General features: G+C 58.5%; 12 protein-coding genes. 5 read left to right on the top strand and 7 right to left on the bottom strand.

Features of this window, described 5'->3' with window-relative positions:
* Window positions 1–97: 97 nt before the first annotated feature.
* Together ACR0K4_RS05705 and acs are read right to left on the bottom strand one after the other, a co-directional pair.
* The gene (locus ACR0K4_RS05705; RefSeq protein ID WP_480853195.1) at window positions 98–781 is read right to left on the bottom strand and encodes an adenylate kinase; all 684 of its coding nucleotides are present in this window, start codon (window positions 779–781) and stop codon (window positions 98–100) included.
* The gene (gene acs, locus ACR0K4_RS05700) at window positions 781–2,745 is read right to left on the bottom strand and encodes an acetate--CoA ligase (protein ID WP_480516339.1); all 1,965 of its coding nucleotides are present in this window, start codon (window positions 2,743–2,745) and stop codon (window positions 781–783) included. The genes ACR0K4_RS05705 and acs overlap by 1 nt, the downstream gene beginning before the upstream one ends.
* Before the next feature lie 428 nt (window positions 2,746–3,173).
* Here acs and ACR0K4_RS05695 point away from each other — a divergent pair, with 428 nt between their 5' ends.
* From ACR0K4_RS05695 to ACR0K4_RS05685, 3 genes are read left to right on the top strand one after another with little or no spacing between them, the layout of a single operon-like run.
* On the top strand, window positions 3,174–4,190 hold the full coding sequence (locus tag ACR0K4_RS05695) for a C4-dicarboxylate TRAP transporter substrate-binding protein (RefSeq protein WP_480516341.1): 1,017 nt from the start codon (window positions 3,174–3,176) through the stop codon (window positions 4,188–4,190).
* Window positions 4,191–4,250: 60 nt separating this feature from the next.
* Window positions 4,251–4,880, top strand: a complete 630-nt coding sequence (locus ACR0K4_RS05690) for a TRAP transporter small permease subunit (RefSeq protein WP_480516343.1) — start codon at window positions 4,251–4,253, stop codon at window positions 4,878–4,880.
* A 3-nt stretch (window positions 4,881–4,883) separates the two neighbouring features.
* On the top strand, window positions 4,884–6,287 hold the full coding sequence (locus ACR0K4_RS05685; RefSeq protein WP_480853194.1) for a TRAP transporter large permease: 1,404 nt from the start codon (window positions 4,884–4,886) through the stop codon (window positions 6,285–6,287).
* A 141-nt stretch (window positions 6,288–6,428) separates the two neighbouring features.
* On the opposite strand, the gene ACR0K4_RS05680 is transcribed toward ACR0K4_RS05685, so the two are convergent.
* Both ACR0K4_RS05680 and rocF read right to left on the bottom strand, forming a co-directional pair.
* Window positions 6,429–7,472 (bottom strand): ornithine cyclodeaminase, encoded by a 1,044-nt coding sequence (locus ACR0K4_RS05680; protein WP_480516347.1) that lies wholly within the window; start codon window positions 7,470–7,472, stop codon window positions 6,429–6,431.
* A complete protein-coding gene (rocF, locus tag ACR0K4_RS05675) occupies window positions 7,472–8,392 on the bottom strand; it encodes an arginase (RefSeq protein WP_480853193.1) in 921 nt (306 codons plus the stop codon). Before rocF ends, ACR0K4_RS05680 begins: the two co-directional genes overlap by 1 nt.
* Window positions 8,393–8,478: 86 nt before the next feature.
* On the opposite strand from rocF, the gene ACR0K4_RS05670 reads away from it, so the two are divergent.
* Both ACR0K4_RS05670 and mprF read left to right on the top strand, forming a co-directional pair.
* Window positions 8,479–8,907 carry an Lrp/AsnC family transcriptional regulator gene (locus ACR0K4_RS05670; protein WP_480853192.1) on the top strand — a complete coding sequence of 143 codons (429 nt, stop codon included), beginning with the start codon at window positions 8,479–8,481 and terminating at the stop codon, window positions 8,905–8,907.
* 121 nt (window positions 8,908–9,028) lie between these two features.
* Window positions 9,029–11,635, top strand: coding sequence for a bifunctional lysylphosphatidylglycerol flippase/synthetase MprF (gene mprF / locus ACR0K4_RS05665; RefSeq protein WP_480853191.1), 2,607 nt, complete (start codon window positions 9,029–9,031; stop codon window positions 11,633–11,635).
* Between the two features lie 3 nt (window positions 11,636–11,638).
* Here mprF and ACR0K4_RS05660 read toward each other — a convergent pair whose 3' ends face one another.
* The 3 genes from ACR0K4_RS05660 to ACR0K4_RS05650 are packed head-to-tail and all read right to left on the bottom strand — an operon-like array spanning window position 11,639 to window position 14,730.
* A complete protein-coding gene (locus tag ACR0K4_RS05660; protein ID WP_480853190.1) occupies window positions 11,639–13,198 on the bottom strand; it encodes an efflux transporter outer membrane subunit in 1,560 nt (519 codons plus the stop codon).
* A 2-nt stretch (window positions 13,199–13,200) separates the two neighbouring features.
* Window positions 13,201–14,346, bottom strand: a complete 1,146-nt coding sequence (locus tag ACR0K4_RS05655) for an HlyD family secretion protein (protein ID WP_480516357.1) — start codon at window positions 14,344–14,346, stop codon at window positions 13,201–13,203.
* Between the two features lie 21 nt (window positions 14,347–14,367).
* Window positions 14,368–14,730, bottom strand: a complete 363-nt coding sequence (locus ACR0K4_RS05650; protein ID WP_480853189.1) for a DUF3302 domain-containing protein — start codon at window positions 14,728–14,730, stop codon at window positions 14,368–14,370.
* Window positions 14,731–14,801: the final 71 nt, after the last annotated feature.

The following is a 14,801-nucleotide window of genomic DNA, read 5'->3' as shown; positions in this document are numbered from 1 at the left end:
CCCGTGACGTCAGACAAAACTTCTCTGGTCCGCCAAGGCGGGTCCTTCGAAGTATTCTGTTTTGGGATCAAAGCCCTAAGGCTTATCTCCCCCCTTTTCAGGACATCGCTTCGCCGACGATCGTTTCTAGATCGTTCGCGATTGCGTTGATCTCTCCCATGGCCGGTTGGCGTTTCAGAACGCCCTGACCCTGGTAATAGTCAATCAGCGGCGCAGTCTGTGCGTGATAGGCCGACAGCCGCGAAGCCACGGTTTCCGCATTGTCATCCGCACGCCGCTTGAATTCGGTGCTGCCACAGTTGTCGCATTTGCCTTCGACGGCAGGTACCTTGTACGTGTCGTGATAGCCTTCACCGCACATAGCGCAGGTGTAGCGACCAGAAATTCGGGTCACCATCTCCGCGTCCTCGACTTCGAGGCTGATGGCAGCATTGATCTTCTGTCCGCTTTCCGACAGCAGGTCATCCAAAGCCTGTGCCTGAACCGTGGTGCGCGGAAAGCCGTCCAGAATGACGCCTTTGGCGCAGTCGGGCTCGGCCATGCGGTCGCGCAGGATGTTGATGACGATCTGGTCGCTGACCAGTTCACCCGCTTCCATTACGGCCTTTGCCGCCTTGCCTGCTTCGGTTCCGGCTGCGACCGCTGCGCGCAGCAGGTCTCCGGTGCTCAACTGAACCAGACCGAACTTGTCCTCGAGCATCCGCGCCTGTGTGCCTTTCCCGGCACCCGGAGGGCCGAGAAGGATCAACGCGGCTGGTGTTGTTGTCGCTGCGATGGTCATTATTTCACCGCCCGGTTCTGGATCAGATCATCGACAACCGACGGATCGGCCAGTGTTGACGTATCACCCAGCGCGCCAAAGTCGTTCTCGGCAATCTTGCGCAGGATACGGCGCATGATCTTGCCCGAACGGGTCTTGGGCAGGCCCGGGGCCCACTGAATGACGTCGGGCGAGGCAATCGGACCGATCTCGGTCCGGACCCAAGTGCGCAGCTCTTTCAGCAGATCATCCGAAGGCTCACGGTCATTCATCAAGGTGACATAGCAATAGATGCCTTGCCCTTTGATTTCATGGGGATAACCCACAACGGCAGCCTCGGCGACCGCAGCATGCGCGACCAACGCGCTTTCCACTTCGGCGGTGCCCATACGGTGGCCCGAGACGTTGATCACGTCATCGACGCGACCGGTGATCCAGTAATCGCCGTCTTCGTCGCGACGACAACCGTCACCGGTGAAATAATAGCCTTTGTAATCCGAGAAATAGGTCTTCTCGAACCGCTCATGATCGCCCCAAACGGTGCGCATCTGGCCGGGCCAGCTGTCCTTGATGCACAGAACGCCCTCGACACCGTTGCCGTTGATCTCGACACCCGATTGAGGGTCGAGAACCACAGGCTGAACGCCAAAGAACGGTTTCTGGGCCGAGCCGGGCTTGAGCGCATGCGCGCCGGGCAGGGGGGTCATCATGTGGCCGCCGGTTTCCGTCTGCCACCATGTGTCCACGATGGGGCATTTGCCTTTGCCAACCACGTCATTGTACCAGTTCCACGCTTCGGGGTTGATCGGTTCGCCAACGGTGCCCAGCAGGCGCAGATCGCTCAGATCGTGCTTTTCGACCCATTCGTTGCCCTGGCCCATCAGCGCTCGGATCGCGGTGGGAGCGGTATAGAATTGGTTGACCTTGTGCTTGGCGCAAACCTCCCAGAACCGGCCCGCATCGGGGAAGGTCGGCACGCCTTCGAACATCAGCGTGGTCGCGCCATTGGCCAGCGGGCCATAGACGATATAGCTGTGGCCCGTGACCCAGCCCACATCCGCAGTACACCAGTACACGTCGCCCTCGTGATAGTCGAACGTGACCTCATGCGTCAGCGAGGCATAGACCAGATAGCCGCCGGTTGTGTGTACAACACCTTTGGGCTGACCGGTCGAGCCGGATGTGTAGAGCACAAACAGCGGGTCTTCGGCGTTCATCTCGGCGGGGGCGCAGTAATCGTCGGCCTCCAGCGCCATTTCATTATAGTCAAAGTCGCGGCCGTCGATCCATGTGGTCTGGCCTCCGGTACGCTTGACTACCAGACACTTCACGGTGTCCTTGCAGTGCAGCAGCGCGGCATCGGCGTTCGACTTGAGTGGCGTCTTGCGCCCGCCACGGGGCGCTTCGTCTGCCGTGATGACAACCTTGGCGTCGCAGCCATTTACCCGAGCGGCCAGCGCATCCGGCGAGAAACCGGCAAAGACAATCGAATGGATCGCGCCGATGCGCGCACAGGCCAGCATGGCATAGGCGGCCTCGGGGATCATCGGCAGATAGATGATCACACGGTCGCCCTTGCGCACGCCCATCGATTCAAGAATGTTGGCCATCCGGCAGGTGCGGCGATGCAGCTCGGCATAGGTGATGTGCTGGGCGGGGTCCTTTGGATCGTCCGGCTCCCAGATGATTGCTGTTTGATCGCCGCGTGTTTTCAGGTGGCGATCCAGGCAGTTGGCGGATACGTTCAGTGTACCATCCGCGTACCAGTTGATCTTGACCGAGCCGAAATCGTAGTTGACGTCCTTGACCTGCGTAAAGGGCTTGATCCAGTCGACACGCTTGCCTTGCTCGCCCCAGAAAGCCTCGGGGTCGGCCACAGATGCTGCATACATCTGGTCATATTTCTCGGCATCGACATGCGCGCGCGCCACGGTTTCTGCGTTTGGCGGATAAACTTTGGCATCTGCCGGAACAGCGGTGGTCATTCTGAGGCTCCTCCCTCTAGGACTGAAATTCGTAGGATCTTTCTTGCCCGCAGAACCGGCAATGTCGATCCGCTTCCTCCCAATACCGAATAATACGGAGATATGAAAACAAGGAAATAAATTACCGAAATCTATGGATTAGTTTGTAAATAAATTTCTTATCTATGGTCTAAACTGTAAATGTATGTGAAAAAATTTATAGAAAAACGTTAATTTGCCGAAACATAGATGTCATTGACAAGTGTTTGAGTCAGGCCGCGAGAAACGACAATAATCTGCATCTAAAACGCATCTTCAGGTTGTTAGCGCATGACACATCCCGCCTGTCGCTCGGTAAAGAGGCAGCAGGGGTTGGCACATTTTTATGTTGGCGCTAGCTTGAAGTCCAAGCGCCTCGGGAAAGGGGCGCACCAAAGGGAGACTTCATGATGAAAAAGATGTTGAGCGGCGCCGCTGTGGCCGCTTTGGCGGCGGCTTTTGTAACCGAGGCTGCAGCAACCGAATGGAACGCATCGGTCTGGGGCAAACGTCGCGCCTTTACTGAACATGTGGAAAAGCTGGCAGAGCTGGTGAGCGAGAAAACCGATGGAGAGTTCACCATCAATGTCAGCTATGGTGGTCTGTCCAAGCCGCGCGAAAACCTGGATGGGATCGAGATCGGGGCGTTTGAGATGGCACAGTTCTGCGCCGGATATCACCGGGACAAGAACCGCGCGATCACCGTTCTGGAACTGCCTTTCCTCGGCGTGAACACGCTGGACGAAGAGGTTGCGGTTAGCCACGCCGTATACGATCATCCGGCCGTCAAAGATGAGATGGCGCAGTGGAATGCGCGCATCATCATGACCTCGCCCATGCCACAGTATAATCTGGTCGGCACCGGTGATCCGCGCGACAAGCTTGCGGATTTTGACGGAATGCGGGTGCGTGCCACAGGTGGTCTTGGTCAGGCATTCGAGGCCGTGGGCGGTGTCCCGACATCCGTGCCAGCGACCGAAGCGTTTAATGCGATGGAATCGGGCGTTGTTGACACCGTCGCCTTCGCCCAGCATGCGCATCTGTCCTTCGGTACCATTAACGAGGCCGACTGGTGGACGGCCAACCTCAACCCCGGCACGGTGAATTGCCCGGTGGTCGTGAACATCGACGCATATGAATCTCTGCCTGCAGATCATCGCGAGGCTCTGAACAGCTCGATCGACGAGGCCATTGATCACTATCTGGCAAACTATGCCGGGCTACTTGAGCAGTGGGATGGCGTTCTGGCCGAAAAAGGCGTCGAAAAGGTCAGTATCGACGAGTCGGTGATCGACGAATTCCGCACCAAAGCCGCTGATCCCATCCGCGAGGAATGGATCGCCACCATGTCTTCGCAAGGTCTTCCGGCACAGGATCTTTATGATCTTGTTCAGGCGACTCTGAAACAGCAGCGCGGCGGCAACTGATCGCGCAGAACCGGGCGCTTTCCAGGCGCCCGGAGCTTGTCGAAGTAAAGGATCACCGCGATGGCAGGACAGGCCACGGTGCTGGAAGACGGCAGTCGACTCAGCCGTCTGGATCACAGCTTGTTAAAACTCGAACGCGTGCTGGCGCTGATCAGCGGTATGGCGGTCTTTGGGCTGATGGTGCTGGCAGTTGTTTCTGTCAGCGGGCGCAACGCCTTCAACGCGCCGCTTCCCGGATATGTGGACTGGATCGAACAAGCGATGCCGCTGATCGCCTTTCTCGGTATATCCTATGTCCAGCGGGATGGCGGGCATATCCGAATGGACATCGTGATCTCACGTCTCAAGGGACGTGCACTTTGGCTGTTCGAGCTGATCTCGGTCCTGTTGATCCTGCTTCTGATGCTGGCGTTGGTCTGGGGCAGCTGGTCCCATTTCGACCGCTCTTTCGACTTTGGCGCGCCTTTGTGGAGCCGCGACAGCTCCATTGATATCGGCATCCCGATCTGGCCGGCCAAGTTACTGGCGCCGATTGCTTTCTCGGTGCTTTGCGCACGCCTGATGGTGCAGGTCTGGGGCTATGGCCGCGCCTTCCTTCTTGGCCTTGAAAGCCCGGTCGCCGTACCGTTGGTGCAGGATGCCGCTGCTCAGGCCGCAGCGGAAGCCGAGCAATTCGAAGGGCAAGCCTGACCCATGGATACAATTGACATTGGCCTTTGGGTGACCGGTGGGTTGCTGGTTCTGGTTGTTGTGGGGATGCGCGTGGCCTTCGCTGCCGGTCTGGCCGGGTTGATCGGTCTGGTTTGGATTTTCTGGGCCAAGTTCGGCTATGATCCCGACCGGTTCGGCAAGGCGCTGACCGTGGCCGTAAAAACAGCCGGGCAGGTGCCGCATTCCAAGGTCGCCTCGCATACCTTAAGCCTGATCCCGACATTCATCCTAATTGGATATCTGGCCTATTACGCCGGTCTGACACGAGCCCTGTTCGAGGCGGCCAAACGATGGGTCGCCTGGGTTCCGGGCGGGTTGGCAGTGTCGACGATTTTTGCCACGGCCGGTTTTGCAGCTGTGTCCGGCGCATCGGTGGCAACATCGGCCGTTTTTGCCCGTATCGCCATTCCCGAAATGCTGAGCGTAGGTTACAACAAACGCTTTGCTGCAGGCGTCGTTGCCGCCGGCGGCACACTCGCCTCGCTTATCCCGCCTTCGGCGATCCTTGTGATCTATGCGATCATTGTCGAACAGGATGTGGGCAAACTGCTTTTGGCGGGGTTCATTCCCGGCGCGTTCTCTGCCTTGATCTACGGTCTGTTGATCGTAGGTATTGCTGTTGTGTTCAAATCCGTAGGCCCCCCGGTCACCGGATTTACATGGAAACAGAGATTTGCCGCCCTGCCGGGGGCGCTGCCCATTGTTGCCGTCATCCTGATCATCATCTGCTTTGTCTACAATCCGTTTGGCGATCAGGCCTGGGGCACACCGACCGAAGGTGGTGCAATTGGGGCATTCATCGTGTTCTGCTTTGCCCTGTTTCACGGGATGCGCTGGCAGCAATTCAAATCGGCGCTGCTTGAAACCGCTAAACTGACAGCAATGATCTTCGCGATCATCTGGGGCGTGCTGATCTATGTCCGGTTCCTGGGATTCGCGGATCTGCCGGGCGCGTTTTCCGACTGGATCACATCGCTGGACATGTCGCCTATGCTAATTCTGATCTGCATCCTGCTGGCTTATGCTGTGCTTGGCATGTTCATGGATGCGATCGGAATGCTGCTTCTGACGTTACCGGTCGTCTATCCTGCCGTGATGGCTCTCAACGGTGGTGAAACTGTCAGCGCAGCGGAAAGCGCCTTTGGCATGTCCGGACCAATGTGTGCCATCTGGTTCGGTATTCTGGTTGTGAAAATGGCCGAGTTCTGCCTGATCACCCCACCGATAGGATTGAACTGTTTTGTTGTGGCAGGCGTCCGACCGGATCTGAGCGTCCAGGACGTTTTCAAAGGCGTAACCCCATTCTTCCTTGCGGATGCGATGACGATCGCGTTGCTCGTAGCCTTTCCGGGGATTGTATTGTATCTGCCGTCGCTTGCCGGGTAGTTTTTTGCGAGGCTCTGCCTCGCGCTCCGGAGTATTTTGAAAAAGATGAAGTACAGGTATTCTCTTCATCTTTTCAAAAAATACTCCCGGGGGAGACGCGGCTTGCCGCGGCGGGGGCAGAGCCCCCTTACCTTGCGGATGTTATGTGGCCCGCATAAGCATACCGAACAGATCCCGTGGATCGTCTGGATCCGCGAGCATATCCAGAGCTGTAAAGTAATCCGTGCCTTCGATGGCTCTTTTGATGTAACGCAAGGATGAGAAATCTTCGATTGCGAAGCCGACACTGTCGAACAGAGTAATTTGGCGGTCGTCCGTGCGGCCTTTGGCTGTGCCGGTCATGACCTGCCACAGTTCGGTCACCGGGTGATCCTGTTCCAGAGCCTGGATCTCGCCTTCTATACGGGTTTGTTCCGGGTATTCGACGAAGATGTCAGACCGCAAGAGGATGTCACGGTGCAGCTCGGTTTTGCCGGGGCAATCGCCGCCGATGGCATTGATGTGAACCCCCGGGCCGATCATGTTGTCGGTCAAAATCGTGGCGTATTTCTTGTCTGCCGTGCATGTGGTGATGATCTGTGCGCCTTCGATGGCATCTTCGGGCGTTGTGCAGGAGATGACTGTCAGACCAGTTCCTTGAAGATTGGATGCGCATTTCTGAGTCGCGTTTGGATCCGTGTCATACAGCCGGACAGTCTTGATCCCGCACATTGCTTTGAAGGCAAGACATTGGAATTCGGATTGGGCGCCATTGCCGATCATGGCCATGGTTGTCGCGTGTTTAGGGGCCAGATAGCGTCCCACCAGCGCAGAGGTCGCCGCCGTTCTCAGGGCCGTTAGCAGGGTCATTTCGGTCAACAAAGTCGGATAGCCGGTATAGACATCGGCCAACAATCCAAATGCGGTTACCGTCTGCAGCCCTTCCGAGGTGTTCTTGGGGTGGCCGTTGACGTATTTGAACCCATAGGCCTCGCCATCCGAGGTTGGCATCAACTCGATCACGCCGTGGGGAGAATGGGCCGGGATGCGCGGGGTTTTGTCAAAGCTTTCCCAGCGCTTGAAATCGGCTTCGATCTGATCTGCGATTTCGGTGATCATGCGTTCGACGCCCACGTGATGCACCAGTCGCATCATGTTGTCGACGGATACAAAAGGGACGAGGGCTTTGTCAGAGGGTTGGGTCATCAGAAGCTCCGGGTCGGGCGGTCAAAGATGCGGCGGCCGAACAGGGATGCCGTCAGGTCGACCATCAGTTTCGCGGTGCGGCCGCGTTCATCAAGAAAGGGGTTCAGTTCGACCAGGTCCAGCGAGCAGACAAGGCCACTTTCGTGCAACAACTCCATCACCAGATGGGCTTCGCGTACGGTCGCGCCACCGGGTACGGTCGTACCGACTGCGGGCGCGATGGATGGGTCGAGGAAGTCGACATCCAGTGACACGTGAAGCAGCCCGTTGGCCGCTCGTACTTTGTCGAGAAAAGCCAGCAGCGGGGCTTTGATACCGTGTTCGTCCACGGTACGCATGTCAGCCAGCATCGCGTTGTCTTCTTCCAGCCGCGCCCGTTCGGCCGGATCGACGGACCGTAACCCGATCATGCCCACACGGTGTGTCGGGACCGGGGCGGCCAATGGTGGGAAGGCCTCGAACCCGTGCTGACCGGTGACATAGGCCACGGGCGTGCCATGCAGATTGCCGCTGGCGGTGCTGTCTGGAGTGTGGAAGTCGCTATGCGCATCAAGCCACAGAACGAACAGAGGTCTGTTGATACCGTGCGCATGCGCCGCCATGCCGGAAACGGTTCCCATCGACAGGGCGTGATCCCCACCCAGAAAAATGGGCAGCCCGTCTTGCGCGGCCTCTTGCGCCGCCCGGCTAAGTGCGCGGGTCCAGCCGACGCAGTCGGGCAGTGCAAACAGGTGCGGATGATCGGGTGTGTCCACCGGATCCGGTTGCGTATCCCCCACATCCCGTGTGGCGTGGCCCAGATCGGTCAGCGCTTCGGCCAGCCCGGCCACACGATAGGCGTCAGGTCCCATGCGGCATCCTTGCCGCCGTTTTCCGGCGTCCATGGGGGCGCCGATCAGTATGAGGTCTCTTTTGTCCATAAGCCTATCTATGGGCGCGTGTTGGGTTGCGAAAAGAGAGCAAAATGCTCAAAATGAAATGCGAGCTTTCGTTTTGGTAAAGAAATATGGACGAACTGGATAACAAGCTGCTGAATGCGTTGCACAGGGATGCCCGGGCGTCGCTGTCGGAACTGGCTGATGTTCTGGGCGTGACACGGACGACGGTGCGCAGCCGGTTGCACCGGCTCAAGCAGTCCGGCGAGATTGTCGGTTTCACCGTGGTAACCCGACAGGCCGTTTCGGAAAGCCCCGTTCGAGGTTTGATGATGCTGGAGATCGAGGGGCGTGGCACCGAGCGGATCATGTCTCGCATCGCGGCTATGCGGCAGGTCAGGGCGGTTCATTCCACCAACGGCAGTTGGGATCTGATTGCCGAGATCGGTACTGAAACTCTGGTCGAGTTGGATGAGGTTCTGTTCCAGATCCGGCGGATCGACGGAGTAACACGGTCTGAAACCAATCTGCTGCTGTCTACGCGTAAGGGGCGAACATGACTGACGTTTCCTTGATCTTTGCCATCGACCGAATCTGTGCAAAGCTCTGGCCCAAAGCCGTTCTGAACGGATGCTTAGACAAATCGGCATGGTCAGTGGCAATGGGGCAGGGGCGTTCGCAATGAACTCAGACATCGCACAGGACGAGTCGCGCGTGGCACGCATGGCTGCGCGCGTCACGGCGCTTTTGGAGAGGCCGTTGGTCAAGATCGCCGTGCCGGTGCTGGTGACGTTGCTGGCGCTGTTTGTGCTGCATGACCTCTCGGTGCATGTGAAATGGTCGGATGTTCAGACCGACATTGCAGGAACATCCTGGCGGCTCATGTTCTTTGCGCTGTGTTGGACCGCCGTCAGCTTTCTGTCGTTGTCCTTTTACGACGTCCTGGCCGTGCAGAGTGTAGCTGATGGCAAAGTGCCTTTGCCGGTCGCTGGGCTCGCCGGGGCCAGCGGATATGCGGTGTCCAATTGTCTGGGCTTTTCCTACATCACGGGTACGGCCATCCGGTACCGGATTTATGCCTCGCTCGGGTTGGATCTGGGGCGTGTTGCGGGGGTGATTGCCACGTCGTGGGTGGCGTTCTGGATGGGGTTCGTGCTGCTGCTGGGATTGCTGCTGACCTTCCATCCCGACGGTGTCGCCAAGGTTGTGCCGATCAGCGAGACGGTCGAGACGGTGATCGGCCTGAGTCTGCTGGCGGCACTGGCGGGGCTGTTTGTCTGGTTGTCCAGTGGCGGGCGCCGATTGGGCTATGGCGGGTTTGGATTTAACCTGCCCGGGGGCAAGCTGGCGGGATTGCTGACCGTGTCCGCCGTTGGCGATTTGTTCGGTGCGTCTATGGCCCTGTATGTTCTGATGCCCGATGATTTGGGTGTTGGGTTTCCATATTTCTTCACGATTTATATCGCGGCCATCGCCGTTGGGATCATCAGCCATGCGCCGGGTGGTATCGGAGTGTTCGAGGCCACGTTAATCGCGGGCCTCGGCGCATCGGGCCGATCTGATGTGATTGCCGCGCTCTTGCTGTATCGCGCCGTCTATACTTTCCTGCCGTTTGGCATTGCCACCGTGTCAATCGCGGGGGCATCGGCCATCCATCACAGACGTCGGATTGGCGGCGCGGCGACATGGCTTTACCGCGCGATCCGCCCGATCATTCCGATGGTCGCTGCCGGGGTGGCCGCAGTGGCGGGGGTGATCCTGCTGGTCTCGGGCGCATTGCCGGGCAGCTCGCAAAAGCTGGGCGTTCTGCGAGAGGTCCTGCCGCTGTCCTTTGTCGAGGCTTCGCATCTGCTGGGCAGCGCCGTGGGGGTCCTGCTGCTGCTGGTCTCGCGCGGATTGTTCCGCAAGCTCTATCGCGCGTGGATTGTCGCCATGTTGCTGATGGTGGCGGGGTTTGCCGCCTCGCTGGCAAAGGGGCTGGACACGCATGAGGCGCTTTCGATGCTGGCGACCATCGCGCTATTGGCGAGTTTCCGCGATGCGTTCTACCGGGTTAGCGGCGCGTCGGTGTTTCGTCTGAATATCCCCTGGCTGGTCAGCGTGGTCGCGCTGCTTGCGGTGATCTTCTGGGTCGGTTTGTTTGCCTATTCGCATGTCGAATACCAAAACGCCTTGTGGTGGGAATTTGCCTGGAACGGGGATGCTTCGCGGTTCTTGCGCTCCAGCCTTGTGGTGGCCGTGATCCTTGGTGTGGTCGCTGTGAATTCCTTGTTCGGGCGCGAGATACCGGCACCAGTCCGCACAGAGATCCCCGAAGTGGTCGAACGGTTGGTGATGGAGTGTGAGGACACCGAATCCCAAATCTCGCTGACCGGAGACAAGCAATTCCTGATTGCGCCGGATGACAGCGCATTCCTCGCCTATGCCGATACCGGCAACGCGCTGATTACCAAAGGTGAGCCGGTAGGCGACGAGGCGGCAGGCCAACAGCTGATCTGGCAGTTGCGCGAACGGGCTGACCGCGAGGGCAAGCTGTGCGCCTTCTACAGCGTGTCGACCAAATACTTGCCGACTTTCCTTGATCTGGGCCTGTCGATTCTGAAAATCGGCGAGGTCGCGCGGGTCCCGCTCAAGGACTTCACATTGGACGGCAAATCGCGCAAACGCTTCCGTCAGGCCAGGAACCGCGCTGCGCGCGAGGGCTATGTTTTCGAGATCATTCCGAAACAGGATCTTGCGCCGGCTCTGCCAGAGTTGAAGGCTATTTCAGATCACTGGTTGTCGGGCAAGTCGGGTGAGGAAAAGGGATTTGCGCTGGGTGGGTTTGATGAGAAGTACCTGTCCTATTTTGACCACGCGGTCCTGCGTAACGAAGCGGGCAAGATCATGGCCTTTGCCAATCTGTTTCAGGGCGGCAACAAGTCGGAACTGTCGCTGGACCTGATGCGATATGAGCCCGACAGCCCCAGCTTTGTGATGGACGCGCTGTTTGCCGAGATGATGTCATGGGGGTCCGAGCAGGGCTTTCACTGGTTTTCGCTGGGTGCTGCGCCGTTTTCGGGAATTGAAAACCGGCAATTGGCCTCGCTCTGGAACCGGATCGGCGGGTTCGTCTACGAGCATGGCGAACAGTTCTATCATTTTGAGGGGCTACGGTCGTTCAAGCAGAAATTCGACCCGGAATGGAGCCCGAATTACCTGGCCAGCCCCGGCGGGCTGGCGGCTCCGCGTATTCTATACGAGGTGAATATCCTGATCTCGGGCGGCCTGCGCGGGTTGACCAAATAATCCCTAGTTCAGGCTGGCGCGTGTCGGGGCCTGCTCCAGCAGATCACCCCAGTCTGTGCGGTATGCCATCTCGGCCAGAACCGTTTCTGGCAGGAACTCCTGATTCTGCCGGATTTGCCAGCCGCCACCCAGCCCTTTGTAAACGGACACCAGATTGGCCGAGACCTCTTGCTGCGCCTGAATCAGATTGGATTGGGATCGCAGCAGCGCGGTTTGCGTGTTCAGGACCCGCGAATAGTCGGCGATGCCATCGCGGTACTGATTGACCGCTATTTCAGAGGCTTTGCGCGATGCCTCGACGCTGCGTTGGTAGAATGTGACTTGTTTGCGGGCCTCGGAGTAAGCGACCATGGCGCTTTCAACCTCGGAATAGGCGGACAGGACCGTATTCTGGTAATTGGCGATCAACGCCTGATACGCCGCGTCCTGCGCCCGGACGTTGTTCTTGATCCGTCCGTAATTCAGAACGTTCCAGACGACCCCGGCACTGGCCAGCCCGGTCGTGCTGTTGGACGAAAACAGATCGCGCCCGCCCGAGGCCTGCAGCCCGATCGACCCAGACAGGATGAACTGCGGATACAGATCGGCCAGCGCGATTCCCACCTGCGCCGATTGCGTTGCGGCGGCCAACTCTGCCGCCCGCACATCCGGGCGACGCCGCAGTAATTCAGCAGGAACGCCCACGGCGACATTGGACCGCGCCGATGGGATGGTCCCCGAGCGGCTGAGCATGCTGTTCACCCGCGATGGTGTGGTGCCCAGCAAAACCGCCATCGCGTTCTTGCCCTGCTGCAACTCGGTTTCCAGTTGTGGCACAACGGCCTTGGTGTTGTTCAGCAAGGCGGTGGATTCCTGCACGTCCAGCTCGGTCGTGACACCGTTGTTGAACCGCAGTTGAGTCAGGTCGGCAGATTCTTGTTGCAGCCTGATATTCTCGCGCGCGACACCAAGACCCTCCTGCACGGCCCGAATGTTGATGTAGAGCGCGGCCACATCCCCGGTCAGTGTCACCAAAGCGTCGTCGTAATTGGCAACCTGCAGCGCCAGATTGGACCGGGCGGCCTGTACGCCGCGCCGCTGCTGCCCCCAGATGTCCAGTTCCCATTGCGCATCGAACCCGACCTGCGAGGTCGAAAACTCGGTGTCCAAAGGAATGATCCGGTTGATGTCGGAAATCGGCCCCAAATTCTCGCTGATCTGACGCCGTTCAATCGAGCCTCCGATGGCCTGCGACTGCGGATAAAGCTCTCCGAAAGCAATGCCAAGCTGGGCTCGGGCCTGCAAGACGCGGGCTCCGGCCACCTGTAATGTCAGGTTTTGGGCATAGGCTTCGGCGATCAGTGTGTTCAGGGTGGGATCGTTGAATGTCTCCCACCATTTCACCACGGGCGCGCTGCGCGATGTCAGTCCGCTGGCATTGGCATCGGGGCTGTTGACCTCGATCCACTGTTTCACGACCGGAGAGTTTGGCCGAACAAAATCCGGCCCGACCGGCGCGCAGCCGACCAAAAAAGCGGCGCAGATCGCCGATCCCATCAGACGTCGGAAGGTCGATTTTCCCATGGTCAGATATCCAGTGGTCTGATGAAGTTGGCGAAAGAATACAGGCGTATATTGATGCGTCTGAGGAATTCAAAGCTTTTGCCTTGCCCGGTGTAGATGGCCACCGCTGCATGCCCGCCTGCAGGCAAGATATGGTGTTCGGGCAGCTCAACGCTGATCTGGACGGCGATGCGGCCGGGCAGCTCGGGCAATTCGAACCCTGGCAACCGCCCCGAGGGAAGGTACTGGCCCTGACGCGTGGCCCACCAGATCGCCTCGACCTTGCCGGGAAGGATTTCGCCGGGATACAGGTCCAGCGCCACTTCGACCGGCTGCCCGGGTTCCACGAATTTCAGGTTCTGCTGCCGGAACGTGGCAAGGATATAGGGGTTGTCTTCGGTCACGAAACTGGCGATTGCGCCTAGCCGAATATCGCCGACCACCAGCCCGGGGCGGGCCTGTTGCGATACGATCATTCCATTTTCAGGCGCATAAATCGTTGTGTTCTCGAGGAAATACTTGGCTTCGGCCAGTTCCGCCTGGGCCTGCAGAATGCCTGTGTTCACCCCGTCAATCTGAGATTCGAGCGCCAGTTCCGCTTTCTTGAGGTTGGCCAGTGCCTGCTTCACCGCGGCCTCATCCTCGGTCACCTGTTCGTTCCAGCGATCCAGCTCGTCCTGCCGGGCGCCACCTGCCGGAACAAGCGCCTCGTATCGGGCTTGCTGAGTGAAAGCATAGTCCAGTTGCGCGTTGGCGCGTTCAACAGCTTCGGTCGCGGCGACCACATCCTGTTCCAGGATTTTGGCGTTCTGCTCGGCCCCGACCAGCTGTGCCTGAGCCTTTTCAACCGCCAGCGCGAAGACCGTGTCGTCAAACCGATATAGCGGATCGCCTTTTGTCACCTGCGTATTCGGCTCGACCAGAACCTCGGTCAGGATGGTCGGTTGTGTGAGACGCGGCAGAATCTGGATGGTCGACCGGACCACGTGGCTGTCGAGCGAGAAGGGCTGAAAGAACCGCAGCGCGACCAGAAAGATCAGCAGCAGATGCGCGCCAACCCAGAACGAGACGATGCCCCAGGTGATGTTGAATTTCAGCCATTTGACCTTGAAGAAGATGAACCAAACGAAAATGACGTAAAAAAGCGTGATGCCGAGGGCGACGAACATAATGTGTGATTTCCTTGGGCGTTAGCTTTTCTGCGTCGGGTCGCTGTCGGGCCGGTCCTGATATTCGGGTTTGACCTCGCCGCCCAGCCGTTCGATTTCTTTGCGAATGGCGTCTTTCTCTTCATCGGGGCCGCGCCGCATATCGACCGTGACCCCATCGTGGAAGGCCCAGATAAAAGCGTGAACCCACGGGATTATGGCCAGAAATCCCATCCAGCCCATTATTTTGACCGCTTCGGCGTGTGGGTGATTGCGCTTGATCGCGATGCGTCCGGGCAGCCCCATGATGAACAGGAACAGCGCCATCACGGCTGCAAGCAGCAGGATCAGTGCCACAAATGTCAGATAGTCATAGTAGCCCAGCGGCTGCCCCAACAGTCCCATATCCTTGCCTCCGTTTGGGAAGGTTGTGTCTATCCTCAGGTGTTGCCGCGTCGTTCGTCAATCAGTTTCTC

This window comes from Ruegeria sp. K11 (assembly GCF_056531905.1).
This window is presented reverse-complemented; position numbering and strand designations above follow the sequence as displayed.

Coding starts and splice junctions, on each gene's coding strand:
- ACR0K4_RS05705 (WP_480853195.1), bottom strand. CDS start 781: ATGACCATCGCAGCGACAACAACACCAGCCGCGTTGATCCTTCTCGGC.
- acs (WP_480516339.1), bottom strand. CDS start 2,745: ATGACCACCGCTGTTCCGGCAGATGCCAAAGTTTATCCGCCAAACGCA.
- ACR0K4_RS05695 (WP_480516341.1), top strand. CDS start 3,174: ATGAAAAAGATGTTGAGCGGCGCCGCTGTGGCCGCTTTGGCGGCGGCT.
- ACR0K4_RS05690 (WP_480516343.1), top strand. CDS start 4,251: ATGGCAGGACAGGCCACGGTGCTGGAAGACGGCAGTCGACTCAGCCGT.
- ACR0K4_RS05685 (WP_480853194.1), top strand. CDS start 4,884: ATGGATACAATTGACATTGGCCTTTGGGTGACCGGTGGGTTGCTGGTT.
- ACR0K4_RS05680 (WP_480516347.1), bottom strand. CDS start 7,472: ATGACCCAACCCTCTGACAAAGCCCTCGTCCCTTTTGTATCCGTCGAC.
- rocF (WP_480853193.1), bottom strand. CDS start 8,392: ATGGACAAAAGAGACCTCATACTGATCGGCGCCCCCATGGACGCCGGA.
- ACR0K4_RS05670 (WP_480853192.1), top strand. CDS start 8,479: ATGGACGAACTGGATAACAAGCTGCTGAATGCGTTGCACAGGGATGCC.
- mprF (WP_480853191.1), top strand. CDS start 9,029: ATGAACTCAGACATCGCACAGGACGAGTCGCGCGTGGCACGCATGGCT.
- ACR0K4_RS05660 (WP_480853190.1), bottom strand. CDS start 13,198: ATGGGAAAATCGACCTTCCGACGTCTGATGGGATCGGCGATCTGCGCC.
- ACR0K4_RS05655 (WP_480516357.1), bottom strand. CDS start 14,346: ATGTTCGTCGCCCTCGGCATCACGCTTTTTTACGTCATTTTCGTTTGG.
- ACR0K4_RS05650 (WP_480853189.1), bottom strand. CDS start 14,730: ATGGGACTGTTGGGGCAGCCGCTGGGCTACTATGACTATCTGACATTT.